General features: G+C 69.3%; 23 protein-coding genes. 12 read left to right on the forward strand and 11 right to left on the reverse strand.

Features of this window, described 5'->3' with window-relative positions:
• Together E1264_RS19900 and E1264_RS19905 are read left to right on the forward strand one after the other, a co-directional pair.
• A partial coding sequence (locus E1264_RS19900) for a non-ribosomal peptide synthetase (RefSeq protein ID WP_132175654.1) occupies window positions 1-3,287 on the forward strand: 3,287 nt, incomplete at its 5' end.
• Window positions 3,284-3,757, forward strand: coding sequence for a hypothetical protein (locus tag E1264_RS19905; protein ID WP_132175656.1), 474 nt, complete (start codon window positions 3,284-3,286; stop codon window positions 3,755-3,757). The genes E1264_RS19900 and E1264_RS19905, both read left to right, overlap by 4 nt.
• Before the next feature lie 70 nt (window positions 3,758-3,827).
• On the opposite strand, the gene E1264_RS19910 is transcribed toward E1264_RS19905, so the two are convergent.
• Both E1264_RS19910 and E1264_RS19915 read right to left on the reverse strand, forming a co-directional pair.
• Entirely contained in the window at window positions 3,828-4,760 is a 933-nt protein-coding gene (locus E1264_RS19910; RefSeq protein ID WP_132175658.1) for an LLM class F420-dependent oxidoreductase, read from the reverse strand.
• A gap of 27 nt (window positions 4,761-4,787) precedes the next feature.
• Complete coding sequence (locus tag E1264_RS19915) at window positions 4,788-5,573, reverse strand: hypothetical protein (RefSeq protein ID WP_132175660.1); 786 nt, start codon at window positions 5,571-5,573, stop codon at window positions 4,788-4,790.
• A gap of 205 nt (window positions 5,574-5,778) precedes the next feature.
• On the opposite strand from E1264_RS19915, the gene E1264_RS19920 reads away from it, so the two are divergent.
• Window positions 5,779-6,843: a hypothetical protein gene (locus E1264_RS19920; RefSeq protein ID WP_132175662.1), complete on the forward strand. Its 1,065-nt coding sequence runs from the start codon at window positions 5,779-5,781 to the stop codon at window positions 6,841-6,843.
• Between the two features lie 157 nt (window positions 6,844-7,000).
• On the opposite strand, the gene E1264_RS45985 is transcribed toward E1264_RS19920, so the two are convergent.
• Window positions 7,001-8,242, reverse strand: coding sequence for a cytochrome P450 (locus E1264_RS45985; protein WP_132175664.1), 1,242 nt, complete (start codon window positions 8,240-8,242; stop codon window positions 7,001-7,003).
• Between the two features lie 49 nt (window positions 8,243-8,291).
• On the reverse strand, window positions 8,292-9,572 hold the full coding sequence (locus E1264_RS19930) for an NAD(P)/FAD-dependent oxidoreductase (RefSeq protein WP_132175666.1): 1,281 nt from the start codon (window positions 9,570-9,572) through the stop codon (window positions 8,292-8,294).
• 181 nt (window positions 9,573-9,753) lie between these two features.
• Here E1264_RS19930 and E1264_RS43500 point away from each other — a divergent pair, with 181 nt between their 5' ends.
• Both E1264_RS43500 and E1264_RS19940 read left to right on the forward strand, forming a co-directional pair.
• Window positions 9,754-10,152 carry an SCP2 sterol-binding domain-containing protein gene (locus E1264_RS43500; RefSeq protein ID WP_165964263.1) on the forward strand — a complete coding sequence of 133 codons (399 nt, stop codon included), beginning with the start codon at window positions 9,754-9,756 and terminating at the stop codon, window positions 10,150-10,152.
• Between the two features lie 84 nt (window positions 10,153-10,236).
• On the forward strand, window positions 10,237-11,604 hold the full coding sequence (locus tag E1264_RS19940) for an aspartate aminotransferase family protein (protein ID WP_132175670.1): 1,368 nt from the start codon (window positions 10,237-10,239) through the stop codon (window positions 11,602-11,604).
• Window positions 11,605-11,677: 73 nt separating this feature from the next.
• Here E1264_RS19940 and E1264_RS19945 read toward each other — a convergent pair whose 3' ends face one another.
• Together E1264_RS19945 and E1264_RS19950 are read right to left on the reverse strand one after the other, a co-directional pair.
• Window positions 11,678-12,403, reverse strand: a complete 726-nt coding sequence (locus E1264_RS19945) for a class I SAM-dependent methyltransferase (protein ID WP_132175672.1) — start codon at window positions 12,401-12,403, stop codon at window positions 11,678-11,680.
• Between the two features lie 22 nt (window positions 12,404-12,425).
• Entirely contained in the window at window positions 12,426-13,886 is a 1,461-nt protein-coding gene (locus tag E1264_RS19950) for an MDR family MFS transporter (protein ID WP_132175674.1), read from the reverse strand.
• Between the two features lie 136 nt (window positions 13,887-14,022).
• On the opposite strand from E1264_RS19950, the gene E1264_RS19955 reads away from it, so the two are divergent.
• Window positions 14,023-14,427, forward strand: coding sequence for a MerR family transcriptional regulator (locus E1264_RS19955; protein WP_132175676.1), 405 nt, complete (start codon window positions 14,023-14,025; stop codon window positions 14,425-14,427).
• Window positions 14,428-14,484: 57 nt separating this feature from the next.
• On the opposite strand, the gene E1264_RS19960 is transcribed toward E1264_RS19955, so the two are convergent.
• On the reverse strand, window positions 14,485-15,732 hold the full coding sequence (locus E1264_RS19960; protein WP_132175678.1) for a cytochrome P450: 1,248 nt from the start codon (window positions 15,730-15,732) through the stop codon (window positions 14,485-14,487).
• A 142-nt stretch (window positions 15,733-15,874) separates the two neighbouring features.
• Between E1264_RS19960 and E1264_RS19965 the strand changes: the two genes are divergently transcribed.
• The 3 genes from E1264_RS19965 to E1264_RS19975 all read left to right on the forward strand — a co-directional run bounded on the left by E1264_RS19965 (window position 15,875) and on the right by E1264_RS19975 (window position 19,230).
• Complete coding sequence (locus E1264_RS19965; RefSeq protein ID WP_132175680.1) at window positions 15,875-16,660, forward strand: class I SAM-dependent methyltransferase; 786 nt, start codon at window positions 15,875-15,877, stop codon at window positions 16,658-16,660.
• Between the two features lie 41 nt (window positions 16,661-16,701).
• A complete protein-coding gene (locus E1264_RS19970; protein WP_243711044.1) occupies window positions 16,702-18,174 on the forward strand; it encodes an NAD(P)/FAD-dependent oxidoreductase in 1,473 nt (490 codons plus the stop codon).
• 129 nt (window positions 18,175-18,303) lie between these two features.
• On the forward strand, window positions 18,304-19,230 hold the full coding sequence (locus E1264_RS19975) for an NAD(P)/FAD-dependent oxidoreductase (RefSeq protein ID WP_207936032.1): 927 nt from the start codon (window positions 18,304-18,306) through the stop codon (window positions 19,228-19,230).
• Between the two features lie 81 nt (window positions 19,231-19,311).
• Here E1264_RS19975 and E1264_RS19980 read toward each other — a convergent pair whose 3' ends face one another.
• From E1264_RS19980 to E1264_RS19990, 3 genes are all read right to left on the reverse strand, one after another.
• Window positions 19,312-19,743: an SCP2 sterol-binding domain-containing protein gene (locus E1264_RS19980; RefSeq protein ID WP_132175686.1), complete on the reverse strand. Its 432-nt coding sequence runs from the start codon at window positions 19,741-19,743 to the stop codon at window positions 19,312-19,314.
• A gap of 66 nt (window positions 19,744-19,809) precedes the next feature.
• On the reverse strand, window positions 19,810-20,631 hold the full coding sequence (locus E1264_RS19985; RefSeq protein WP_132175688.1) for an alpha/beta hydrolase: 822 nt from the start codon (window positions 20,629-20,631) through the stop codon (window positions 19,810-19,812).
• Window positions 20,632-20,727: 96 nt separating this feature from the next.
• On the reverse strand, window positions 20,728-21,456 hold the full coding sequence (locus E1264_RS19990) for a response regulator transcription factor (RefSeq protein ID WP_207936033.1): 729 nt from the start codon (window positions 21,454-21,456) through the stop codon (window positions 20,728-20,730).
• A gap of 772 nt (window positions 21,457-22,228) precedes the next feature.
• Between E1264_RS19990 and E1264_RS19995 the strand changes: the two genes are divergently transcribed.
• From E1264_RS19995 to E1264_RS20005, 3 genes are all read left to right on the forward strand, one after another.
• Window positions 22,229-22,711 (forward strand): MarR family transcriptional regulator, encoded by a 483-nt coding sequence (locus E1264_RS19995; RefSeq protein WP_132175690.1) that lies wholly within the window; start codon window positions 22,229-22,231, stop codon window positions 22,709-22,711.
• A gap of 93 nt (window positions 22,712-22,804) precedes the next feature.
• Window positions 22,805-23,080: an aminotransferase class III-fold pyridoxal phosphate-dependent enzyme gene (locus tag E1264_RS20000; protein ID WP_132175692.1), complete on the forward strand. Its 276-nt coding sequence runs from the start codon at window positions 22,805-22,807 to the stop codon at window positions 23,078-23,080.
• A 158-nt stretch (window positions 23,081-23,238) separates the two neighbouring features.
• Complete coding sequence (locus E1264_RS20005) at window positions 23,239-24,504, forward strand: amidohydrolase family protein (RefSeq protein ID WP_279491032.1); 1,266 nt, start codon at window positions 23,239-23,241, stop codon at window positions 24,502-24,504.
• A 32-nt stretch (window positions 24,505-24,536) separates the two neighbouring features.
• Here the strand turns inward: E1264_RS20005 and E1264_RS20010 are convergent, their stop codons facing one another.
• Window positions 24,537-24,911 carry a hypothetical protein gene (locus E1264_RS20010; protein WP_132175696.1) on the reverse strand — a complete coding sequence of 125 codons (375 nt, stop codon included), beginning with the start codon at window positions 24,909-24,911 and terminating at the stop codon, window positions 24,537-24,539.
• Window positions 24,912-24,963: the final 52 nt, after the last annotated feature.

The following is a 24,963-nucleotide window of genomic DNA, read 5'->3' on the forward strand; positions in this document are numbered from 1 at the left end:
AGGCCTTCACCACCTACCAGGAGCTAGTCGAGCGCCTGGCCGACGACCCCGAAGCATGGCAACGCCCGGGCCTGCTAGCCCGCACCCCCCTGGTCGAGTCCGCTGATGATGCGGAGCAGGTGGCCGCCCTGACCACGGGTGAGGTGTCACCTGGCGAGGGGCTTTTGCATGAGGGCGTGGAGCGCGCGGCGGCTCGCTGGCCGGAGCGTGCCGCGGTGGTGTGGTCCTCGGGCGAGTTGACTTACGGCGAGCTGGTGGCGCGGTCGCGGCGGATCGGCTGGCGTCTGCGCGACTTGGACGTGCGGCCGGGTGAACTCGTCGCGGTCTGCATGGACAAGGGCTGGGAACAAGTCGCCGCAGTACACGGAACCCTGGCGTCCGGGGCGGCCTATGTCCCGATCGACCCGGGATTGCCGGCGGCGCGACGGGCACGCCTGCTGGAGCGCACCGGAGTCCGAGTGGTCCTGACCCAGCAGGCCGTGGCCGACCGGCTGGAGTGGCCCGACCAGGTCACGGTCCTGCCGGTCGATGACTGCGCGGGATGGACGGCGGCGTCCGAGGGGCCGCTGCCGGTGGTGCAGGAGCCGGACGATCTGGCCTACGTGATCTTCACGTCCGGGTCGACGGGTGAGCCCAAGGGCGTGATGATCGACCATCGCGGTGCGGTCAACACCGTCACCGACGTCAACGAGCGATTCGGGCTGGGGCCGGACGATCGGGTCTTGGCCGTGTCCTCGCTGAGCTTCGACCTGTCGGTGTGGGACGTGTTCGGCACGCTTGCCGCGGGAGCGGCGCTGGTGATGCCCGACCCGGGCACCGAGCGTGAACCGGGCCATTGGGTGGAGCTGATCGACCGTCACGGTGTGACGGTGTGGAACTCGGTTCCGGCGCTGTTCGAGCTGGCGGTGGAGCAGGCCGCCCACGAGGGTGGCGGGGCGCTGGGGTCGTTGCGGTTGGCGATGCTCAGCGGCGACTGGATTCCGCTGTCGCTGCCCGACCGGGCCCGCGACGTGGTGGCGGGGCTACAAGTGATCAGTCTGGGTGGGGCCACCGAGGCCTCGATCTGGTCGATCTTCTACCCGATCGAAGCCGTGCAGGAGGAGTGGGCCTCGATCCCCTATGGGCGTGCGCTCAGGGGTCAGAGCGTCCAGGTGCTGGACGCCGAGCTGCGCCCGCGTCCGGCGTGGGCGGTGGGCGAGTTGTACATCGGCGGCACCGGCGTCGCGCTGGGGTACTGGGCTGATGAGGAGAAGACCGCCGCGGCGTTCATCACTCACCCCGAGACCGGGGAGCGGCTCTACCGCACCGGTGACCTGGGACGGTACTGGCCCGACGGCACCATCGAGTTCCTCGGCCGGGAGGACACCCAGGTCAAGATCGGCGGGTTCCGGATCGAGCTCGGCGAAATCGAGACCACCCTGGCCGCCCACCCTGAGCTGGCGGCCGCGATCGTCACCGCGCACGGTGACCCGCGCGGCACCCGCCGCCTCATCGGCTACGTCCTGCCCGCAGACGGTCACACCCCCGACCAGGCCGCCCTGCGCGAATGGCTGGGCACACAACTGCCCGCCTACATGGTCCCCGGCACGATCATCACCCTCGACGCGCTGCCGCTGACCGCGAACGGGAAGGTCGACCGGTCCGCGCTGCCCGACCCCCAGCACGCCGCTGGCAACGAGGCCCTCCCTCACACTCCGCCTCGCAATCCGACCGAGCACACGCTTACCCGTATCTGGTCCGAGCTTCTCAACACTCCGACGCTCTCCGTCCACGACAACCTCTTCGACCAAGGAGCCGACTCCCTCCTCGCCCTGCGCGCCACCTCCTCCGCCGACGACACCGGCCTGCACCTGGAACTCCGCGACATCTTCCAGAACCCCACCATCGCCGAGCAGGCGACGCTGGTGAAATCGGTGGCCACCGACGTGGAGCAGGGACAGGTGTCCGGTCCGACGGGCATGACGCCCTCGCAGTTCTGGTTCCTTTCGCATGATCTGCCCGGACGCCACCATTGGAACGACGCGTCGTTCCTGCTGTCGCTCCAGCACCCCCTCGACCCCGATGTCATAGAGGCGGCGCTGCGGCGCGTGCTGGAGCATCATGACGGGCTCCGCCTGCGATTCCGGGAAACGGACGGCTGGCAGGCCAGGATCGAGGCCATGGAGCCGGACGAGCCGCTGCCGTTCAGCGTCCACGACCTCTCGAATCTGGAAACGCAAACCCAGAAAAAGGCGATCATCGAGATCAGCGACCGCCTCCAGGAAAGCCTGAGCCTGGACCAGGGCCCGATGCTGCGGCTCGCCTACTTCGACCTCGGAGACCGGCCGCACTGCCTTCTCTTCCTCGCCCACTGGCTCGTCGTGGACCATTACTCCGCCCGCGTCACGCTCGAAGACCTGCTCTTCGCCTATGAACGGCTGCACGAAGGCGAGGAAGCGCGCCTTCCGGCGAAGACGACGACCTTCCCCGAATGGACCCGGCTGCTCAGCGAGCATGCGCGCACCGATGCCGTCCTGGACCAGCTGGACTACTGGACCAGGCCAGAACGCGCCAAGGCGAGCCCGGTACGGAGGGACCACCCCACCGGCTCCAACGACCTGGCCTTCTTGCAGACCACCACGGCCCGCCTGGACCTCGACCTGACCGAGGCGCTGCTGCGCGAGGTGACGGTCGCCTACGGCGTCGAGATGACCGATGTCCTGTGCGCGGCCCTCTTGCGGGCGGTCCCCCTGGACGCGGCCGATGAAGACGGTCCACGCCGCGTCCTGGTCGACTTCGAGCGGCACGGGCGCGACCTCCCCATCCCCGGAGCCCGGGTGAGCCGGACGGTCGGCCGGCTGTCGACGATCGCCCCGATCCTGGTGGAGTTCGAGCCGGCGGAGCCGGTGACCGAAACGGTGCACGACGTCGCCCGGCAGTTCCGCGAGGTCCCCGGCCAGTTCGCCGGGTACGGCCTGCTGCGCCATCTGTCCGATGATCCCCGCGCCGCCGCGCTGGCCACCATGCCGGGCGCGGAGGTCGGGCTCAACTACATCGGCCAGATCGACGAGTTGTTCCTGCGCAGTGACCTGCTGAGCGTGCCGCGGCTGTCGTACGGGCGGCAGCGGAGCAGGGCGGGGCGGCGGTTCCGGGTCATCGATCTCATCAGCTACATCGTCGCGGGCCGGCTGACCTTGGACTTCGGCTACAGCAGCGGGCTGCACGACAGCGCCACCATTGACGCGCTGGTCGCATCGATGACAAATGAACTCCGGTCGCTGGCCGAACAGGCCAGGGAGAGGGAATGACCTTGCCGAAAGAGTGGATAAACCCGAAGACGCTGCACATGGCGATGTACACGGGCATCGTGATATTCCTGGGCGGCAAGGCCTTCGACAATTACTGGCACGCGCAGAACCTGTCGTTCGTGGTGGAGCCGCCCCGGAAGCTGCTGGTGATTCACTCCGGTATCTACAGCGGCGCGTTGATCGTCGCGATCACCGGATTGGCCGGGCTTTTTCTCGCGGGCAGGTTATTGCCGGGTTCCGCTGTCATGCTGGTGGGCGCGCTGATCCAGCTCACCGGGATCGGGCTGGACTTCTGGGCCCACTCACAGGGATATCAGAAGGCGCTCTATCACGACATGGAATGGTACGGGCTGGCGGTCATCGCGCTGGCCGTCGTCCTTACCGAATACGCTGCGGCGGCCCGCCGAAGAGTCCGGGAGACGCCGCGGGAAGAGGAGTCCTTGGAGGCCGAGGCCCCGCAGTCTCGGTGACCCCGCGTTTCGGCTCCGGCGGTGAAACCTCCCTCACCGCCGGAGCCGAAACATGTTCACGCCAGGACGTTCACGACAGCAGGGGGGTGACCTCCTTGGTCAGCCATTCCATCGTCGTGACCATCTCGGCCGGGCGCATCACCAGGTCCAGCACCAGGAGCGAGATGCCTTCCCGGCGGTATTCGTCGAGCTGCTCCGCGATCTGCTCCGGCGAGCCGGTGATGTTGAGGCGGTCGGACATGAAGTCCATGACGGGGAACGGCGGGACCAGCCCGCGCCGTACGGTGAGCTCGATGGAATCGGGGTCGCGGCCCGCCTCCTCGGCGTAGGCGCGCAGCTTCTCGCGGCCGGCGCGGACCTCGTCCGGGTAGAGCTCGTGGGCGAGCCAGCCCTCGCCGTAGCGGGCGACGCGGCGCAGCGCCGGCTCGGTGTTGCCGCCGACGTAGATCGGCGGGCCCGTCGGGGTGTGCGGGCGGGCGGCGAGCCACATGTCGGTGAAGTCCGAGAACCTGCCGTGGAACGACGTCGGCCGCTTGGACTCCCAGAGGGTCCGCATCACCTCGATGCACTCGTTGGTGCGGGCTCCGCGCTGGGTCCGCGGCACGCCGACCGTCGCGAACTCCTCGTCCATCCAGCCGATTCCGGCGCCGAGGATGACGCGTCCCATCGAAAGCTGGTCCAGGGTCGCCAGCTCGGTGGCCAGGATCACGGGGTTGCGGTAGGGCAGCGCCAGCACATGGGTGCCGATCTTGATCCGCTCCGTCACTCCGGCGACGACGCCCATCACGGTGAGCGGCTCGAGCCAGGGGACGCCCCAGTTGTAGGCGTCCGCGGTCTTGGCGCGCGGGTACAGGCAGGTGCTCTGGCGGTCCTTCGGCAACGCGACGTGGCTGCTCACCCAGAGCGAGTCGAACCCGAGCCGTTCGGCCGCCTCCGCGACCTGGAGAAGGTACCGGCGCCTGCCCACTGGGCCGACCGTCGGAAGGGAAACGCCTAGTTTCATCGCTACCTCTCTGGTAGATCGCCCACGTCAGCCGGCGTTGGACCGGGGCGGGACGAGATTGCGTGACCATTCATCCATGGGCAGTTCGACGAGAACCTCGGCGGCGGTCCGCAGGTCGGGCAGCGTGAGGCCGCGGTACCCGGCCCGCTGCCCGTGCTGCCCGTGCCGCCCGTCACCGGCGATCTGGATGACCTTGGCCCCGGCGGTCCGGGCCTGCTCGGCGACCCGCGGCCGTGACGTCACGACCACCATGGGCGGTTCCCTTCCGTCGCGGGCCCAGGCCCGCCGGCCCGCGATCGAGACGAGCCTCTCCCACCGGCAGTCGTCCGAGCCGTACGCGCCCGCGCCGGTGTCGACCAGGCCGGTGAGGCCGGACGCCCGCAACCGCAGCAAAGCGTTGGGCCGGATGGTCCCGGTCAGCACCGTGTGCACAGCGCCGGTGGCACCCGTGGCCATGCGCAGCGCCGCGACTGTGTCCGGGCGGGCGCGGCACTGGGCGGGGGCGAGCCCGCGGGAACGGTGGCAGACCGCGAGGCGGCCGAGCACGGCGGGCAGGAGGGCCCCGGCCTGGGTGGCCGACAGGCCCTGCCGCAGCAGCGTCCTTCTGGCGAGCTCGGGGTCGGTCAGATCCGTGGCCGGCGGTGCCGGCGTGCACGGCCTGCCGAGCACCTGCTCGGCCGCGTCCCGGTGCAGCCGCCGGTCGATCTCGTCGGTGGGGTAGAGCAGCGTGGCGAGGTCCCACAGCACGAGCACCGGCGTGGCGCACGACGGTGCCGGATCGTCCAGCGTCATGAGCAGCAGGTGCGCCTCCATGGATGAAGCTTGCTCGCCCGCCCCCGGTTCGGAGAACCATCGGCGAGACAGGCACTTCGGCTACCCCGACGGATCGCTCGGCACCGGAGCGGTGGCCGGTTGGGGCTGGCCGGAAGGGCACCACTGTGGCGCGCTCCGATGGGGGTGGCGCGCTCCGGCCCGGACGGATTGTCTTCATGCGAGGCCGGTCTGGAAAGGGAGTCACATGAGCGCGACATCGCGACTGCAGACGGGGTCCGCCTTCGACCCCTGGCGTGAGTGGAACGACCACGAGGGTCCGATGGCCGCGGTGGCCGCCGCGATCCTGGCGGCCAACCCGCGCAACGTCCAGGCGTGGCAGTTCGAGGTGGCCGAGGACCGGATCGAGGTGTTCCTCGACCCGGCCCGCGAGGAGGGCGCGCTGGACCCGTTCCACCGGGAGCTCTACGTCGGCCTGGGGTGCGCGCTGGAGAACCTCGTCCTGGCGGCCCGCGCCAACGGGTACGCGCCGAAGGTGACGCTGATGCCGGGAGACCCCGGCCACGCCGCCACCGTGGTGCTCGGCTCAGGCACCCCCGACAAGGGCGAGCTTTACCAGGCGATTCCCCTGCGCCGTACCAACCGGGCCCCCTTCCAGAAGCGGCCCATCCCCGACGCGCTCCTGACGGAGATGGCGGGGCTCGGAGACGACCTGGAGTCGTCGTCGCTGATGCTGTTCGCCGACGACGCCGGCCGGAAGAAGGTGGGGACGCTGCTGATCGCCGCCACCGAGGAGATCGTCAAGGACGAGGAGCAGTCCAAGGACGGCTACGTCTGGTTCCGCAAGAGCAAGCGGGAGATCGAGCAGCACCGGGACGGCAACATCATCGACACCCAGGGGCTGGCGCGGCCGATCAGCGCGATCGGGAAGATGCTGCCCCGCCAGTCGCGGTCCACGGCCGACCGGTTCTGGCTGAGGCAGACCCGCAACGTCCACACGGCCACCGCGGCCGCCTACGGGATGATCGTCGTTCCGGACGCCGCCGACAACGCCTGCCGTGTCGAGGGCGGGCGGCTGCTGCAGCGGATCCACCTCTTCGCCACCGCGCGCGGGCTCGGGCTGGGCCATCTGAACATGTTCTTCGTGCGGTCCGATCGCGAGCGGCAGACCGGTGCCGAACCCCGGTTCACCAAGGCGCTCGCAGAGATCACCGGGGACCGTGGCGAGGGGCTCGCCTGTTTCCGGCTCGGGTACCCGACCCGTCCCGCCGCCGCGAGCCCTCGCCGCGACCTCACCGACGTCGTGCGCTGACCAACCGACCTGCGCTGACCGACCGACCTGCGCTGACCGACCGGCGTCCTGCGGCGTCCTGCGCCGAACAAGCTCGGACCCGCCGACGAGGGCTCCCGTCGGCGGGTCCGTCAGCGGCGGGTCCGTCAGCGGCGGGGCCGTCAGCGGCGGGGCCGGGTCAGCGGGCGCGGACCTTGATCGGCAGCGCGCCCAGCCGGCGCTGGATGAACAGCGGGAGCCACTGCGGCTCCTCCTCGGTGAGCTCGAGGTCGGCCTCCCACCGCGCGAGCTCCTCGATGGCCATGCGACCCTCCGCCCTCGCGAGGACGGCGCCCACACAGAAATGCAACCCGTGCCCGAGAGACAGCGGGCGCTGGACCGTCCTGGCGACATCGAAGCGATCGGGGTCGGGATACACCGCGGGATCCCGGTTGGCCGCGCCGATCAGCGTCAGGATGCGGCTACCGGCGGGAATGACCCGCCCGCCGATCTCGATGTCCTCGCGTGCCCACCGGCCCCCGCCCGCGGTCGCCAGCTGCAGGGGGCTCTCGAACCGCAGCAGCTCCTCGACCGCGTTCCCCGCCAGCTCCGGGCGCTGGCGCAGCAGCGCGAGCTGGTCGGGATGGCGCAGCAGGGTGAGGACCGCGTTGGACATCAGGATCATCAGGGTCTCGTGTCCCGAGACGAACACCAGCGTGGCCGTCGCGTGCAGCTCGGACCGGGTGAGCTGCCCCCGCTCCTGCGCCTGGATCAGGCCGGTGAGCAGGTCCTCCCGCGGGTTGCGGCGGCGTTCGGCGACGAGCCGGTCGAAGTAGTCGTCGAAGCGCTCGTAGGCGTCGATGGCGAGGTCCAGCGCCTCCGGGCCGGGCGGGATGTCCGCGGCGGGCGACAGCGCCTGCCCCCAGGCCCGCAGGTCGTCCAGGTCCTCGCGCGGCACCCCGAGGATGTCGCCGATCACCTGCACCGACACGGGGAACGCGAACTGGCTCACCACCTCGAACGTGCCCTCTTCCGTGGCCCGGGCGAGCGCCCTGGCCGCGGTCTCACGGCCCGCCGCCAGCGGCTTGTGCAGGCCGGAACCGGTGAAGGCCTTGCGCACCAGGCCGCGCAGCCGCCCGTGCTCGGGCGGGTCGCGGAACAGCATGGTGCGTTGCATGGGCGCCAGCGACTCGGGGACCATCGCCGCCATCAGCTCGGCCACCTCGGGCGCCGGCTCGACCTGGATGCGCGGATCGGCGAGGACCGAGGTCACGTCGGTGTGCCGGGCGACGAGGTAGGACTCGAGGTAGTCCCACAGGACGGGCCCGCCCATCTCGCGGATGCGGCGGTAGGCGGGGTAGGGATCGGCCCGGAACGCGGGCGTGAAGGGATCGAAGTCGTCGAGCCGGGGTACCGGGGCCCCGGTGGCGTGCTCGGTCACTGGGGTCTCCTGTCGGTTGGGCAGGGCTGAGCGGTGGTGCGCGGCCTCATCAGCGCGGTTCGCCCGCGAGGGCCGTCTCGCCGATCGCGCCGCGCAGGAGCCGGCGGATGTTGCCGGGCGAGAAGAAGTCCATGGGATCGACCGCGCCCGCGAGGACCCCGAAGAACCGGTCGGCCTGTGACCGGTCGGCGGCCAGGCCGCGGAGCAGGTGGTCGGTGAGCGGCCCGATCTGCAGGCCCGCCGCCTCGTAGGTGAACTCGTAGATCAGTTCCGAGGCGGCGTCGCGCGCCAGCTGGTATTCCGAGAGGGCCGAATCCCAGGACTGGCGGCCGGAGAACAGGGAGTCCAAGGCGGTGGCGAGCAGTTCGGCGTCCCGCCACGCGTCGGTGATGCCCTGTCCCGTCAGCGGGTCCTTGTGGAATCCGGCGTCGCCGACCAGCGCCCAGCCGGGGCCGTAGGGGACGCGGTAGAAGTTCTCCAGCGCGCCGGTTCCCGCGAACCGCCCGACCTGTTCCCCGTCCGAGGCCAGCTCGCGGGCGAGGTCGGGGGCGGCGACCTCGATGGCGCGGTGATAGTGCCCCCGGATGTCGCGCCGGTAGGTGTCGTACCACGAGCTCGGCCGCGCGGCCTGGATCAGGATCGCGTCGTCGTGCGTCGGGATCATGCCGATCTGCGCCTCGCCGTGCAGGTAGACCTCGTTGATCTCGTGGCTGCGGCGCAGGCCGCGCCAGTAGGCGTAGTAGACGACGGTGAGCGCCGGGCGGCGCCGGTACTCGGCCGCGCCGACCCTGCGCGCGACCAGCGAGTTGCGGCCGTCCGCCCCGACGACGACCGCCGCGGTCAGGGTCTGGTCGGGGCCGCCGTTCCGGGAACAGCGCACGCCGATGACGCGGCCGTCCTCCATCACCAGATCGTGGACGGTCGACTTCTCCCACACCTCGACGCCGGCCTCCCGCGCCGCGTTGACGAGCAGGGCGTCCAGGACGGTGCGCCGCGGGCCGTAGGCGACGTCGATGCCGTCGAGCGGCGGGGTGAACCCCTGGACGCTGACGTCCCCGAACCACCAGCGGGCACGCGAGATCGGCGGGCATCCGGTGGCGATGAGGTCATCGAGCAGGCCCCAGCGCCGGAGCCGGGCGAGCCCGGCGGGCTGGACGTAGTGCGTGGAGATCCGGTCACTGGGAAACCCGGCTCGATCCAGCAGGAGGACGCGGTAGCCGGCCCGGGCCAAGAGCATGGCGGTCGGTGAGCCGGCACAGCGAGCTCCGACAACGATGACGTCGTACATGCGACCTCCGCTGGTCGGGATAGGGCCCGGAGCACCGGGCATCCGCGCACCGGCCGTCCTCGGCCCAGCTAAGCGGGCCCCGGGGCGCCGACGAAGACCTGAAAGGAGAGCTCAATCGGATGGCCCGGTTTGGCAGTCCGGACCACGCGCACGTACGCCCCGATGGGTGTTCCCGCAGCCGGTGGGAGCGCGCGATAGTGGCCGCCTGGCGAAGGAGGAGCGCATGACGAGCGATCCGCAGGTGACGGACATGATCGACCAGCATCCGGGCGGGGTGGACGGGCTGCTGGACGACATATTCGAGGGGATGCGGAGCATTTTCCGGCCGGCGGCGGCCATTGGCCAGGAAGGGCGGTTCCGCTACGACATTGTGCACGCCGGGACGGTCCGGTCCTACTCCGTGGTCGTGGCTGAAGAGAAGTGCGATATCGGGCGGGGAGATGGGGACGCTGGGCCCGTCGACCTGAGCGTTTCCCTCGATCTGGCGGTGTTCCTGCGTCTGGTGACCGGCGAGCTGGACATCATTCGCGCCTTCGTCGCGGGCGACATAGAGATGTCGGGGAACATGCTCTACTTCGCGAAATTCGAACGGTGGTTCGCCGCGCAGGACGAGGCCGCCTGACGGCTCACGCCCCCCTTGGCGGTGCCCGACCGGTCAGGTCACTCGGAACTGTCGAGTGCCATGGGCAGGCCGTAGGTTGGCGGCATGAGCGAACTGAACCCGGTGGCCGACCCCGAGCTCGGCCAGTCCGTCTTCGCGGGAGACCGCGCGCACGTCTTCCACCCCTGGGTGGCCCAGGGCGCGGTCCATCCACTGCCTGTGGCCGGAGCCGAGGGTTCCTGGTTCTGGGATTTCGAAGGCAACCGCTACCTCGATTTCTGCTCGCAGCTCGTCTACACCAACATCGGACACCAGCACCCCAAGGTCGTCGAAGCCATCAAGAAACAGGCGGACCGGCTCTGTGTCGTCGCCCCGTACTTCGCCACCGAGTCGCGCTCGGAGGCCGCCCGGCTGATCACCGAGATCGCCCCGGAAGGCATGGACCACGTCCTGTTCAACAATGGCGGTGGCGAGTCCATCGAGCACGCGGCCCGGATGGCCCGCCTGCACACGGGACGCCACAAGCTCCTCGCCGCCTACCATTCCTTCCACGGTGCGACGACGACGGCGATTCACCTGAGCGGTGATCCGCGCCGCTGGCGCAACGACACCGGTTCCGCCGGGGTCGTGCATTTCTTCAGCCCGTACCGATACCGGACCGCGTTCAATGCGGCGAATGACCGGGAGGAATGCGACCGGGCGCTGGCGCATCTGGAGCAGACGATCATCCTGGAGGGCGCGAACACCATCGCCGCGATCGTCCTCGAAACGGTCGCCGGCACCTCCGGCGGTGTCCTGGTCCCGCCGGACGGCTACCTCGCCGGGGTGCGCGCGCTGTGCGACCGGTACGGCATCATGCTGATCCTCGACGAGGTGATGGTCGGTTTCGGCCGTACCGGACGCTGGTTCGCCGCGGACCACTGGGGCGTCCGCCCCGACCTGATCGCCTTCGCCAAGGGGGTCAACTCCGGCTACGTCCCGCTCGGCGGCGTGATCATCTCCGCGGACATCGTGGAGACGTTCCGGGAGACGCCCTACCCGGCGGGCACCACCTACTCAGGACACCCGCTGGCCACCGCCGCCGCCGTCGCCACGATCAACGTCATGAAAGAGGAGGGGATCGTCGAGCACGCGGCCTGGCTGGGCGAGAACATCCTCGGGCCGGGGCTGGCGGAGATCGCCGAAAGGCATCCCAGCGTCGGCGACGTCCGCGGGATCGGCGCGTTCTGGGGCATCGAACTGGTCAAGAACAAGGAGACGAAGGAGATGCTGATTCCCCTCGACTCCGCCGGCCGGCTCACCCCGGTGGCCATCGAGCTCCTGCTGACCTTCCTCGGCCGCGGTGTCTGGCCCTTCACGTACCTGAACCGGATCCACATCGCTCCGCCCTGCAACATCAGCGAGGAGGACGCGCGCAAGGGGCTCGAGATGCTGGACGACGCCCTCTCCGTGGCCGACGCGCACTGCGACTGAGCGGGGGTCGCCGCACCCCCGCCGAGCCGAGCGTTCCCGAGCCCCTCGCCGGCCGGCCCGCCCTCGCCCTCGATCACTCCACGAGGTTGCCGAGGGTGGCCGGCCGGGAGGCCGTGAGGCTGAAGCGGACGATCGGAGTGATCGGCAGCCGCCATATCCGGACCGGCACGCGTTCCACGGCCCGGTCGGCGAAGCGCGCCTCTTCCCTCACCGCGTCCTTCAGGCGCTGGGCGGACACGAACCGGAAGTCATAGATCCACAGCTCGCCACCCGGGCGCAGCACGCGTGCCAGCTCGGCCACCGCCGGTCGCACCGACTCCCAGTGATGCATGCTCAACGTCGAGATCACGAAGTCGACGCTGTTGTCGGCATGCGGCAGCCGCCTGATATCACCTTGCTCGATGATGACGTCCGAATACTGGGCGTTACGGGTGGCGACCCGCACCATCTCGGGTGAGATGTCGACGCCGAGCAGTTTCAGATCCGGACGCCGGCGGGTCAGCGACAGGAGCAGCCGGCCGGTGCCCGCGCCCACGTCCAGAACGGTCGCCCCCGACGGGGCCGCCGCCGCCACCTCGCTGGAGACCTTGCGGTACAGCGGCCGCAGCAGCCGGGCCGAGACGCGGTCGTACCGGTCGCCGTTCCAGCTCTCGTCGCCCGCCCCGGTCTGTTGTCCCGCCTCGGTCTTGTGACCTGCGCCGGACTCCCCACGATGGCGCGAGTGGCCGAGGTGATGGCCGATCCGGTGGATCAACCGGTGCGCTAATCCGGCGCCATTGCCGAAGATGCGTTCCCCCATGGGTCTTCTCCCTCTCGATTTCTCAATTCGTGGCTTCTGCTTCCTTGCCCCGTGCGGCGGGCTGCTCGCCCGAGGCGGAACGCCCCGGAATCGCGAGCGTGAGAACGAACAGCAGGACCGCGAGCGGAATGCCGTAGACGAAGGTGTCGGGGATCGTCACGGACAGGTTGTCGGCTGTGGGGGGCTTGCCGTCCAGCTGGCGGATGAGGATGTTCGCGAAGAACCCGACACCGAGCGCCATGCCGAGCCCGCGGATGGACAGCACCGCCGAGCTGGCCGCCGAGAGCAGCCCGGGCTCGACCGCGTTCTGCGCGACGACGACGAGCAGCTGCAGGAGGAACCCGACGCCGATACCGGCGATCGTGCTGTACACGGTGACCATGAAGTAGCTGCTGTCGGCCTCGATCTGCGCGAACAGCGTGAAGCCGATCACGATGATCCCGCCGCCGGCGACGAGGTAGCGCTTGTACCGGCCCGTCGAACTGGCCCGCCAGCCCGACAGCGCGGAGGCGATGACGAAGGCCGCGACGCAGGGGTTGAGCGCCAGGCCGGCCTCGATGGGCGACATGCCATGAGCGGCCTGGAAGTAGGTGGGCAGGAACACCACCATGCTGTAGAGCAGCGCGCCGAGCAGCACCGTCACCGGCAGCACGATGCGCATCACGGAGTTGGTCAGGAGCCTCAGCGGCAGCAGGGGGTTGGTGGCCCGCGACTCCCACCAGCCGAAGAGCCCGAACAGCGCGACCGAGGCGGCGGTCAGGCCGAGGACGAGCCCGGACGTCCAGGAGTACTCCCGGCCGCCCCACTCCGCCACGAGCATGATCGCCACCACCGCGCTCGCCAGCAGGGCGGAGCCGAGGATGTCGATCCTGGCCCGGGCGTCCGTGCGGGGGATCCGCACCGCCACGGCCACCAGGACGATGGACAGGATGCCCAGCGGCAGGTTGATGTAGAAGATCCACCGCCACCCGGCCGTGTCGGTGATGACCCCGCCGACCAGCGGGCCGCCGAGCGTGGCGAGGGCGAAGATCGCGCCGAGCAGCCCGATCACGCGGCCGCGCAGATGCTCGGGGAAGAGCTCGGCCAGCGCGATCGTCGGGATGGCGAACAGCGCGCCCGCGCCGATGCCCTGAACGGCCCGATAGAAGATCAGCTCGCCCATCGAGGACGCCTGCCCGCACAGGGCCGAGGCCACGGTGAAGAGGGCCATGGCGACGATGAACGTGTTCCTGCGCCCGAACCGGTCACTGAGCCGCCCGTAGAGGGTGCCCGTGGCGGTCGACGCGAGCACGTAGGCGGTGACGATCCAGCTGATCGAATCGAAGTTCTTCAGGTCGGCGGAGATCGCGGGAAGGGCGATGGCGACGATGGTCTGGTCGAGAACGGAGAGCAACACGCCCAAGGCCAGGCCGATGGACGCCAAGGGGACGTTGCTCTTCCCGGACCACCCCGAGGTCGTCGGGGCGGGGGATGTGGTTGTCATGCTGGTCGGCTCCTCGTGCTGGCGTACGCACCGCCGTTGACGGACCGCGGCCTCGGCGTGCCGGGCGGTGAACTTGACGACACTCACCACTGTGCAAGTTAATGTTCACGTGAAGTCAAGTGAGACAGGCGGCGGTATGACCATCGGTGAGCTCGCGGCGCGCTTCGGTGTCGCCCCGCATGTGCTTCGGCACTGGGAGAGCGCAGGGCTCCTGCAGCCCGCAGCGCGAGTCAACGGCCGACGCCGCTACCAGCAAGAACACGTCGCCCGCGTCGCGGTGATCGTGCGCGGCAAGGAGGCCGGTTTCAGCCTGCGGCAGCTGGCGGAGATGTTCGCCACTCCCCAGCCCGAGCAGCGGCGAGAACTGCTTCAGCAGCACCACGCCCGGCTCGTGGAGCGCATCGCGCAGACGGAGGCCGCCAAGGAGCTGATCGAGCACGTGCTGAACTGCCCGGCCGAGGATTTCATCCAATGCCCGGAGTTCCAGCGGCTCGTCGAGGCCGTGGAACTCCGTGTGCCGTTCCCGTCCACTCCGTCATGAGCCCGATTCCCGATCGGGCCCGGCCCGGACCGCCTGCCGGTGGAGCGCCGGCAGGCGTCAGCGCATCGTGGAGTAGGACATCGCGACGCGCTCCGGACGGCGCAGGATGACGTGCGGCCGGTAGGGGAGGTCGTCTCGATCCACGGCCAGGTCCGCGCAGCGGTCGAGCACGGCCGACACCGCGATCTGGGCCTCCATCCGCCCCATGCTGGCACCGAAGCAGAAGTGCGGGCCGATCGAGAAGGCCAGGTGGTCCAGCCGGCTCTGCTCCGACCGCTCGATGTCGAACCGGTCCGGGTCGGTGAAGACATCGGGATCACGGTTGGCGGCCGACAGCAGGAGAAGGATGTCGGTGCCCTCGGGAATGGTGAGGTCGTCGAACTCCATCGTCGCCTTGGCGACCCGGTGCGTGAGATGGACCGGCGGATCCCAGCGCAGCACCTCCTCGACGACTGACGGCATGAGGGCCGGGTCCTTCCGGGCGGCCGCGAGCTGATCGGGGTGCCGCAGGAGCGCCAGCAGGCTGTTGGCGATGAGGGTGGTGGTCGTCTCGTGACCGGCCACCATCAGGACCACGCAGATGCTGAGGAGCTCCTCCTCGGACAGCTGGTCGCCGGACTCCTCGATCTGGACCAGCCGGGTCAGCAGGTCGTCCGCGTCGCTGTTGCGCCGCTCCGCGATCTGCCGGCGGAAGTAGTCGTTGAACGCCTTGCGGGTCGCGAGGTCCTCGGCGACGGCCTCTTCGGTGCGTTCCGCGGCCACCGCCGGGTCCAGCCCCTGGGCGAGGATGTCCGACCAGGCCATGAAGGTGTCCAGGTCCTTGGTCGGGACCGCGAGCATCTCCGCGATCATCCGGATCGGCAGCGGGTAGGCGAAGTCCTCGATGAGCTCGAGCCCGCCGCGGTCCCGGTCGCGGACGGCGGTGAGCAGCTCGTCGGCCATCTCGTGAACGCGGGGTTCCATCCGGCTGATCACCCGCGGGGTGAACGCCTTGGAGACCAGGCGCCGGACCCGGGTGTGGTCGGGCGGGTCGAGGAACGACAGGACCTTCCCCCGGGACTTGATCGCCTCCGGGTCGCCGAGCCGCGACTTGGTGCGATCCACGCTGGCGTCGGGGTGCTTCAGCACCTCCACCACGTGCCGGTGCCGCCCAAGGACCACGAGCCCGCCGTCCATCCAGGTGAAGGGCGACGCTTCGCGGAGCGCGTTCAGGATCGGGTAGGGGTCCGCGCGGTTGGCCGGGTCGAAGAACGCCATCAACCGGGCTTCGGTCTCCGGCGAGGCGGCAGTGAGTGAGTCCGTCATGGTGCAAGGGTCCGGCCAAAGGCATGTCCGCCGTCAACCGGGACGAAGAGGCACTCATGTTCGGGTGGCCTTATGGGCAGCCTCATCAGCCCCCTCGGACGCATCTCGTGATCGGCGACGGCGGTGGACTTGCATTGGGGGCATGACGGAAGAGGATCGGTTCGGCCCGGCGGACTATGGCGACCGGCTGGCGGATGTGTACGACGACTGGGTGGTCCGGCTGCAGGACGAGGGCGACGCCGAGCTGGCCGCGAAATTCCTCGGTGAACTCGCACGTCGCGGTAGGGGAGAGGGGGAGCCGCTCCTCGAACTGGGCATCGGAAGCGGCCGTGTCGCACTGCCCCTGGCCGCGAACGGGCTGCAGGTCACGGGCATCGAGGCGTCCCAGAAGATGATCGACCTGCTCAAGGCCAGGCCCGGTGGCGACAGGATCACCGTGGTCGCCGGAGACATGGCCGACGTGGACGTGCCCGGCACGTACGAGGTCGTCTTCGTGGTGTTCAACACCTTCCTGCTGCTGCCGTCCCAGGAGGAGCAGCTGCGCTGCTTCACCAATGTGGCGAAGCGGCTGCGGCCGGGAGGCGCCTTCGTCGTGCAGGCGTTCATCCCCAACCCCGGCCTGTACGACTTCGGCGCGACCACCGGGGAGCGGATGGAGGTCGCGCGCAGGGACGAAGGCGTCCTCTACCTCGGAATGCGCCAGCACGACAAGGTCGCCCAGCTGATGTGGCCGCGCTACACCCTGGAAAGCGGCGACGGCGAGCGAACCTACGATGTGAAGTACCGCTATGTCTGGCCGAGCGAGTTCGACCTCATGGCGTTGAACGCCGGCCTGGTGATCGAGTCGCGTTCCGCCGACTGGAGCGGCGCGGAGTTCACCGCTGAAAGCGAGTCCCACGTGACGGTGTACCGCAAGCCGGCGGAGTGAAGCCCTCAATGGTCGCGGCATGGCATGGTCCCAAACCCAAAGTGGCGATCATCGGTGCGGGCTTCGGCGGCCTGTGCATGGGGATCCGGCTCAAGGAGGCCGGGTGCGACTCGTTCGAGATCTTCGACCGGTCCGCGGGCGTGGGCGGGGTGTGGCACGACAACGTCTACCCGGGCGCCGGCTGCGACATCCCCGCCCACCTGTACTCCTACTCCTTCGAGAAGTACCGCGAGCCCGGGAAACGGTTCCCCGATCAGGCCTACACGCTCGACTACCTGCGCCGTTGCGTGGACCGGCACGGCCTCGGGCCGCACCTGCGGCTCAACACCGAGATCGCGCGGCTGCGCTTCGACGAGCCCGCCGGGCAGTGGCGGCTGTGGACGACCGGCGGCGACGAGCACGTCGCCGACGTGGTGATCAGCGCGGTCGGCCAGCTGAGCAGGCCGCGGTACCCGGACATCCCAGGGCGGGACGATTTCGCGGGCCTGTCCTTCCACTCCTCCCGCTGGCCCGGCGACCTCGACGTGACGGGACGCGACGTCGCCGTCATCGGCAACGGCTCGAGCGCGGCGCAGCTCATCCCCGCCATCGCCCCGCGGGTCCGCCGCCTGTACGCCTTCCAGCGCTCCCCGACCTGGGTCCTCGCCAAGTCGCCGCTGGAGTTCGGCCGCGGCTTCTCGCTGGCCTTCCGCTCCCTGCCGTTCACGCACGACCTTTACCGGTCCGTCCTTTCGTGGCGCGCCGAGCGGCTGCTGCTTCCCGCGCTGCACCAGGGCTGGACCGCGCGGTTCCTCCGGAAGATGGCGGTCTCGCACCTGAACAAGCAGGTCCCCGACCCCGAACTCAGGGAACGGCTCCTGCCCGACTATCCGATCGGATGCAAGCGGATCGTCATCAGCAGCGACTACTACCCCGCGTTGGCACGGGACAACGTCGAGGTCGTCACGGAGAAGATCGTCCAGGTGACGCCGGAGGGCATTCAGAGCGACGGAGAGCTGCGCACGGTGGACACGATCGTGTACGCCACCGGTTTCCACAGCACCGAGTTCCTGGAGCCGCTCGAGGTCATCGGGCGCGATGAGCGCACCCTGTCCGGCCAGTGGGAGAAGGGCGCACGCGCCTACCTCGGGATGGCCGCCCCGAACTTCCCCAACCTCTTCTTCATGTACGGGCCGAACACCAATCTCGGGCACAATTCGATCATCTATGTGCTCGAAGCCCAGGCCGGCTATATCACCGCCTGCCTGCGGGAGATGGCCGCGAACGGCGGAGGTACGCTGGAGGCGCGTCCGGAGGCCCTGGAGGAGTGGGTCCGCCTGGTGGAGGCGGGAATGGGCTCGACCGTGTGGACCGCGGACTGCACCAACTGGTTCAAGAATGCGGCGGGCACGGTGGTCAACAACTGGCCATATCGGACCGCCCGATACCGCAAATTGGTGCGAAGGCCACAGATGGCGGACTTCCGGTTCACCCGGGCTCCATCGGAACGAACGGTATGGGTGACCGATCGGTGACTACTCTGGACGGTGATCAAGATGCCGCTGCGAACGGCTCTTCCGTCCGGGGCGTGATGTCCGCATTGTGGAGAGTCAGTGGCAACGACACCCGAAAGTGCGCTTGGAGGAGAATCGATCGTGTATGACGTGGTCATTATCGGTGGCGGGCCGGGAGGGCTCAACGCCGCCCTCACCCTGGGACGTGTCCGGCGCAAGGTGCTCCTGGCCGACTCCGGGCATCCGCGCAATGGCCCCGCGGAGCACATGCACGGTTTCCTGACCCGGGACGGGCTGCCGCCCAGCGAGGTACGGCGGATCGGCCGTGAAGAGGTCCTGTCCTACCCGACGACGGAGATCCGGGACGTCGAGGTCAGCACGGTCGTCAAGAACGGCGAGGTGTTCGAGGTCTCCTTCGCCGACGGCACCCGGGAGGAGTCCCGGCGGCTCCTGCTGGCCACCGGACAGTGGGATCAGCTTCCCGAGGTCGACGGCCTGCGCGAATGCTGGGGCCGGACGGTCGTGCACTGCCCGTACTGCCACGGGTACGAGATGCGGGACCGTCCGCTGGCGGTGCTGGGCAGCGACCCCCGGGTGGTGACCACCGCCGTGCACATCACCCGCTTCAGCGACGACATCGTGGTGTGCACCAACGGCCCGGCGGACATCGACGAGGAGAACCGTGCGGTGCTCAAGATGCACGGCATCGGACTCAACGAGGAGCCCGTCAGCCGAGTGGAGAGCCAGGACGGGCAGGTTAAGTCGCTGGTGTTCGCCTCGGGCGAGAAGCTGGAGCGGGGCGGGATCTTCGTCCGTGCCCCCCTGCGGCAGCAGAGCCCGCTGGCCGAGAACCTCGGCTGCGAGATCCTTCCGGACGGCGCGGTGAAGATCAACGACTTCTACCAGACCACGGTGCCGGGTGCGTTCGCGGTCGGCGACATGGCGCGCCTGGAGTCGTGGCCGTTCCCGCCCAGCCAGGTCATCATGGCGGCGGCGGGCGGCGCGGTGGCGGCGGTCGTGATGGACCAGGAGCTGCTCATCGTGGACACCATGGCGCGGCTCGCGGAGTCCTCCTGACGCCCGAGGGCCGTCCGGCCGGGCCGGTCAGGGGTCTGCGCGCCCTTGCCCCTGCCGGCCGGACGGCCCTCGTCCTTGGCTTCAAGGGCGCTTGAACCATCCCTCGAACCGGTTGACGAACAAGGTGTCCCCGGTGATTTTCAGCTTCCCGGACAGATAGGCCTGCATGCCGGCGAGATTTCCGGTGATGATCCGCAGGAAGTCCGGGAAGTCGACCGTCAGGCTCGCCGTCGGATCGTTCGCGCTTCCTTCACCGGATTCACACGTGCCGTTCTCCACCTTGATGAAGTATTTCCGCGGCCCATCGGGCGTGGTGATCTCGTACTGGAGGACCGACAGCTTCTCCCGTGCGGCCTTCTCCGGCAGGAACATGGTCGGGATGGCGTCGAAGATCTTACGGAGAAGCTCGTCGATCCCGCCTTCCTCGGTGGCCGCCCATGACTGGAGGTCACCGACGGGTTTCGTCGCCACCGCCTCCTTGAGCCGCTGGATATCGGTGCTGTCTACGGTCATCTCATGTCCTCGGGTCTCGGGCCGCCGGCGGTCTTTCGTCAACGGCTGGACGGATACCACGGTCGGTCAACGCGGCAGGGATCGCAGGAACTCGCCGATGATTTCCGCTACCTTCGCTGGGTGTTCGCAGATTGGTGTGTGACCGGTTTCCGGTAGTTCGACGAGCCGGACGTCCGGGAGCAGCTCGGTGTAGGCGTGGACGACCCGGACCCGAATAGGAACGTCGTCCGAGCCGTGTATCACCAAGCACGGAACCGTGATCTCGCCGAGCCGTTCGGAGATGTCTCCACGCCGGTACACGGCGTGGCAGGTGTGCTCTACTTCATGACCGTCGAGTGTGGAGAAATGCTCGATCCAGGACTGGGCGACCGGCGTTCCCAGGAAGCTCCGGTGGAAATTCAGCCGGGCGATCACATCCGCGAGATCCCTGGTCATCCCGTCGCTCTTCATGGTCTCGACCAGCGCCTCGAACGGTGCCGCGCTGTGCACGGGCTCCACGTAGGGCTGGGTGGAGATCAGGACGAGCGCGCGGGCAAGGGACGAGTGAGCGAGGGCGACGCGCATCGCCTTCATCCCGCCCATTGAATGGCCGATCCAGATGGCGGGCTCACCATTGGTGAGTTCTTTGGCCAGAGCCGCCAGAGCGTCGGCCTCTTCTTCGAGGGTGAACGGCGACGTCCGCGCGGGCGAGTGTCCGTGGCCGGGGGCGTCGACGGAGATGACGGTGTGGCTCCGCTCAAGGACCCGGGTGATCGGGTCCCAGACCCGGCTGTCGGTGAGCAGGCCGTGCATCAGGATGACGGGCGGGCCGGTGCCACGTGTATCGATTCCGAAGGACCAGCCTGCCACGTCGATGGCGCGGCGAGTGTCTTCCTCACGAACATCCATGACCTGGAGTTTCGTCGGCGACGGCGTCCGCGGGGGAGCCTCGACCGAGCGGACGAGTATCCGCGCGGATCTACCTGCCTGGGTGGGCACCTGTCACTAGATGCCCGGCAGGTTCTCGGTCAGCAGCCCGTCGCGGAGGGCCATGGCCACCGCCAGCGTGCGGTTGGGGCAGTTCATCTTGGCGAGGACGTTGGCGACGTGCCGCTTCGCCCCGTGCTCGGAGATGCCCAGCCGGCGCGCGATCTGCTTGTTGCTCAAACCCTCCGCCAGCAGCGTCAGCGCCTGGTGCTCGCGAGGCGTCAACAGGACGGGGCGGCTCCGGTTCTCCGAGTTGTGGTTGCGTACCTGGGAGAGCAGCCCGCGGGCCAAAGAGGAGGGAATGGGCATCTGCCCCTGAGAAAGCCTGACCAGGGCGTCCTCCAGCGCGTCGACCGTCAGCTCGCGCTGCAGCAGGAAACCGTCGGCGGGCAATGTGGTGGCCTCGGTGATGACCGCATGGTCGGTGCAGTCGAGCAGATAGAGCACTTTGATTCCGTTGCTCGCCGCCTTCATGGCGAGTTCTCTGTTCTCCTGCCGGGCGTGTTCGCTCTCCTGCTCATCGGTACAGGACAGAACCAGTACCCTTACCAAACTGTCGGTGATACGATGCAATCCTCCCCGCGCCGCATCGAATGAGTGAACGGTGGCCACTCTGGATAAGGAAGAGAACATGGTGGTCAGGCCCGCGCGGATCATCTCATTCCGCACGTGGACGGTTACCTCATGTTCTGCTTCTTGCGGGTGGTGAACCTTTCGTCGCTCGTCATTAGTCAGTATGTGCACCATGACTCCACTTTCGTTGACCGGAACGGGTGGTTGCCTTCGTCGTGGCGTTCAGGGCGAGGTGAAGGGCATGCGGTAGCGCTGGCAGGTCTGTGAAGGACCCCTGCCGTAGCCTATGGAGCGGTCCCTGGCTGGAGCATTGGCAGCTTGATAACGTCCTGCACGACGTTTGTCAACCCCGACAAGCCCAATGCATTGTTGCGCAGCGTGACCATTAACGAGCCCCCATATTCACCCTCTGTCACTGATTGGGTAATCTACCATCTAAGGTTTGCGTCAACAAGAGGAGTGTCTGACGCGAAGAGGACAGTCCTCCCATGTAGATCATGAGGGAATGGTGGGCAGAGGACCCTGTTGGCCTACGCTCCGCAGTCTGCGCGCACCCCATTGGCGGGTCACGATACGTTCGCTGATGTTTACTCAGCGTCATTCTTGCCGTGACGGAGGGGGATCGGCACGGCCCGACGTAAGTACGACAGGTGTCGTCGGCTACTGATCGCCGGTTCCGCCGGTATGGCGGCAGGGTGAGATTTTCGTAGATTAACCGTGAAGATCATTTAGAGATTGGTGCGGTTGGGAAGCGTTGATCACTCCTGGGATTCCCGCCCCGGCGCCACCGCCGATTCGGCCGCCCCGCCTGGCCTGCGCACGCTCCTGGAGGGGCCCTGCGCTGGGGCCGGCCTGCGTCGCCCGCGGGGGTCCCGGGCGTGTGCGGTGAGTGGCCGGACGAGTTCAATGTGATGCTCGACACGCCAAATTAGTTAACATCACAATCATGACTGTGACATCTAATGCGTCCCCGGAGCAGGCCGGCGGTGGGATGCCGCGCTACGCGGACTCGCTGCAGACGGACCTGCTCCGCACCCAGCTTTCCATCGCCCCGCGCTTCCGCGCGGTCTACGGGCGGTTCGGGCTGACCTCGCCGCAGTGGCGGGTCCTGCGGGTGCTGCGGGACGAGGACGGCCGGACGATCTCGGGCGTCGCCGAAGGGGTGCTGCTCGACCGGCCCGTCGTGGTGGGCGTGGTCGACCGGCTCGCCCGCGACGGCCTTGTCGAGCGGCGCCGTTCCGAGGAGGACCGGCGCCGCGTGCACGTCTGGCTGACCGGCAAGGCGCGCGCGCTGCTGGACGAGGCGGAGCCGCTCATCGCCGAGGTGTACCAGCGGCTCGACACGGCGCTGGAACCGGAGGAATGGAAGACCCTGTTCGCCCTCCTCGACCGCATCCGCGCGCACGACATGGGGCGAGACCCGGCATGACCGGAGGGAGGGCGAGGCTCGGCCGCATGGTGCGGTTCAGGCGTCCGGCAGCAGCCAGGACGTCCGACCATCCGCGCAGAGCAGGAGCCGCCCATGCCGATCCGCAGCACAGCCCACCTCGCCGAGCTTGACCGGCGCTCGATCCTCCACCCCAACCTGCCCGGCACCGTCGACGAGCGCCTCGTCATGGTGTCCGGGGACGGCTGCCGCCTCCGCGACGCCGACGGCCGCGAGTACCTGGACGCCACCGGCGGGCTGTGGCTCGCCCAGGTGGGGCACGGGCGGCCCGAGCTGGGGAGATCGCCGAGGCGCTGCGCGGCGTGCTGGAGCGGCTCGGCCCGGACGGGGCGCGTGCGAGGCGCGGCATGACGGCCGCCGAGCTGATCCTGACCGGCGGGGTCGTGTACACGCTCGACCCCGCCCACCCCGCGGCCACCGCGCTGGCGGCCGGGGGCTGACGGATCCTCGCGGTCGGCGGCGACGACGAGATCGCCGCCTGGCGCGGGCCCGGCACCCGCGTCGTCGCGCTGCGCGGCCGGACCGTGATCCCCGGGATCAACGACGCGCACCTGCACCTGGCGATGTGGGCGATCAGCCGCCCGCCCTACCAGGCCGACCTGCGCCCCCTCACCTCGCTCGCGCAGGTCGGGGACGCGGTCGCGGCGCAGGCGCGGCGCACCCCGCCCGGACGCTGGGCGGTCGGGCGGGGCTGGACCCTGCCCGGCATCGCCGAGTTCGCGTCCGGGAACCGGCTGCCGGACCGGCACGACCTGGACGGGGCCGCGCCCGACGTGCCGGTGTTCTGCCGGCACCGCTCCGAGCACGCCGCGTGGGTCAACACCCGGGCGCTGGAGCTGGCCGGGATCACCCGCGACACCCCCGACCCGGACGGCGGCCGGATCGTCCGCGACCCGGGCACCGGCGAGCCCACCGGCTACCTGGTCGAGGCCGCCGCGCACCTCGTCGCCCGGCACGTGCCCGAGCCCGCCGAGGCGACCTGGCGGGAGGCGATCGCGGCGGCGGCCGGTGAGCTGAACCGGCGCGGCGTCACCAGCGTCACCGACCCGATGGTCTCCCCGGAACTGCTGGGCCGGTACGCGGGCATGCGCGGCGAGCTGCCGCTGCGGCTCGGCGTCCTGCTGCACTGGACGGGCACCGGCGACGCCAACCACGCGGGCACGATCCGCGAGGCGATGCGGCTCGGCGACCACGGGCTGCGCGTCGCCGGGGTGAAGCTGTTCGCCGACGGCATCCCGGTGCTGCGCACGTCCTGGATGTACGCCCCGTCCTCCAGCCCCCACCCACCGCCATTCAACGGACGAGCTTCGCTCGACGAGCCTTTGCGCGGCGGCGGCTGCGGGCACGCGGTCATCGCCGCCGACGACCCCGCCGCCGAGCTGGCCGAGATGGTGGAGCTGCTGCACCGGCACCGCTTCCGGATCGGCGTGCACGCCACCGGCGACCGCGCCTGCGACGCGGTCGCCCGCGCGTACCAGGCGGCGCACAAGGCCGACCCGTGGCCCGCCCGCCACCACCTCATCCACGCCTCGCTGCTCAGCCCCGCGACCGCGCGGGAGCTGGCCGCGCTGGACGTCTCGCATAACCTGCGGAGACACCCCGCGCTCTTGTCCCCGGATCCATCCTCCGGATCACGGATCACCCTCTGGAGACGCGATGCACCATCCGCGACGCCGCATCCTGGCGGCACTGCTGCTCGGCGGTGCGCTGACCGCGTGCGGCATCCGAGGCCGGATGACGCTGACTCGACGCGAACCCCGGCTCGGACGGGGTAGGCGGTGCTCGACGCGGGAGTGGGCGTAAGAGGTCACTGCCCGAAGTGGTTGACCTGTTCTCCGTGGTCGCCGATCTGGAAGGCGTACGAGTCATGCACCGTGGTGCGGTACTTGGACGTCGGCTGCCGGCCGAGAAGTCGCAGGACCGTCTGAGCGGCTTCCAGAAGTTCGGTATCGGCGCCCGTGCCCATCTCGAGCAACGCCTTGGTGAGCGGCGCCTCCCAGGTGTCTGGGTCGTTCTGGTATCCGGCAAGCGCGACCTCAGCCGCGTTGCTCCCGGCCATCCGCGCTGCGACCAATTCTTTTAGCTGGGTGTAGGCGTCTTTGACGGCGGTGGCCGTGGTGTCGCTGAGGCCTGCTGCGGCGCCCGCGCCCAGCGCGGCGACGATGATCGTAACCGAATCCATGCGGTTTCTCCGTTCTGGTCTCGGTCAGTTTTCTGGGAGGCGAGGGGTGATG

Source organism: Actinomadura sp. KC216, from assembly GCF_004348535.1.
GTDB lineage: Bacteria > Actinomycetota > Actinomycetes > Streptosporangiales > Streptosporangiaceae > Spirillospora.

What these genes read in the sequence shown, in the direction of transcription:
- E1264_RS19905 (WP_132175656.1), top strand. Translation starts at nt 3,284, where the DNA reads ATGACCTTGCCGAAAGAGTGGATAAACCCGAAGACGCTGCACATGGCG.
- E1264_RS19910 (WP_132175658.1), bottom strand. Translation starts at nt 4,760, where the DNA reads ATGAAACTAGGCGTTTCCCTTCCGACGGTCGGCCCAGTGGGCAGGCGC.
- E1264_RS19915 (WP_132175660.1), bottom strand. Translation starts at nt 5,573, where the DNA reads ATGGAGGCGCACCTGCTGCTCATGACGCTGGACGATCCGGCACCGTCG.
- E1264_RS19920 (WP_132175662.1), top strand. Translation starts at nt 5,779, where the DNA reads ATGAGCGCGACATCGCGACTGCAGACGGGGTCCGCCTTCGACCCCTGG.
- E1264_RS19930 (WP_132175666.1), bottom strand. Translation starts at nt 9,572, where the DNA reads ATGCCCGGTGCTCCGGGCCCTATCCCGACCAGCGGAGGTCGCATGTAC.
- E1264_RS43500 (WP_165964263.1), top strand. Translation starts at nt 9,754, where the DNA reads ATGACGAGCGATCCGCAGGTGACGGACATGATCGACCAGCATCCGGGC.
- E1264_RS19940 (WP_132175670.1), top strand. Translation starts at nt 10,237, where the DNA reads ATGAGCGAACTGAACCCGGTGGCCGACCCCGAGCTCGGCCAGTCCGTC.
- E1264_RS19945 (WP_132175672.1), bottom strand. Translation starts at nt 12,403, where the DNA reads ATGGGGGAACGCATCTTCGGCAATGGCGCCGGATTAGCGCACCGGTTG.
- E1264_RS19950 (WP_132175674.1), bottom strand. Translation starts at nt 13,886, where the DNA reads ATGACAACCACATCCCCCGCCCCGACGACCTCGGGGTGGTCCGGGAAG.
- E1264_RS19955 (WP_132175676.1), top strand. Translation starts at nt 14,023, where the DNA reads ATGACCATCGGTGAGCTCGCGGCGCGCTTCGGTGTCGCCCCGCATGTG.
- E1264_RS19960 (WP_132175678.1), bottom strand. Translation starts at nt 15,732, where the DNA reads ATGACGGACTCACTCACTGCCGCCTCGCCGGAGACCGAAGCCCGGTTG.
- E1264_RS19965 (WP_132175680.1), top strand. Translation starts at nt 15,875, where the DNA reads ATGACGGAAGAGGATCGGTTCGGCCCGGCGGACTATGGCGACCGGCTG.
- E1264_RS19980 (WP_132175686.1), bottom strand. Translation starts at nt 19,743, where the DNA reads ATGACCGTAGACAGCACCGATATCCAGCGGCTCAAGGAGGCGGTGGCG.
- E1264_RS19985 (WP_132175688.1), bottom strand. Translation starts at nt 20,631, where the DNA reads ATGGATGTTCGTGAGGAAGACACTCGCCGCGCCATCGACGTGGCAGGC.
- E1264_RS19990 (WP_207936033.1), bottom strand. Translation starts at nt 21,456, where the DNA reads ATGGTGCACATACTGACTAATGACGAGCGACGAAAGGTTCACCACCCG.
- E1264_RS19995 (WP_132175690.1), top strand. Translation starts at nt 22,229, where the DNA reads ATGACTGTGACATCTAATGCGTCCCCGGAGCAGGCCGGCGGTGGGATG.
- E1264_RS20000 (WP_132175692.1), top strand. Translation starts at nt 22,805, where the DNA reads ATGCCGATCCGCAGCACAGCCCACCTCGCCGAGCTTGACCGGCGCTCG.
- E1264_RS20010 (WP_132175696.1), bottom strand. Translation starts at nt 24,911, where the DNA reads ATGGATTCGGTTACGATCATCGTCGCCGCGCTGGGCGCGGGCGCCGCA.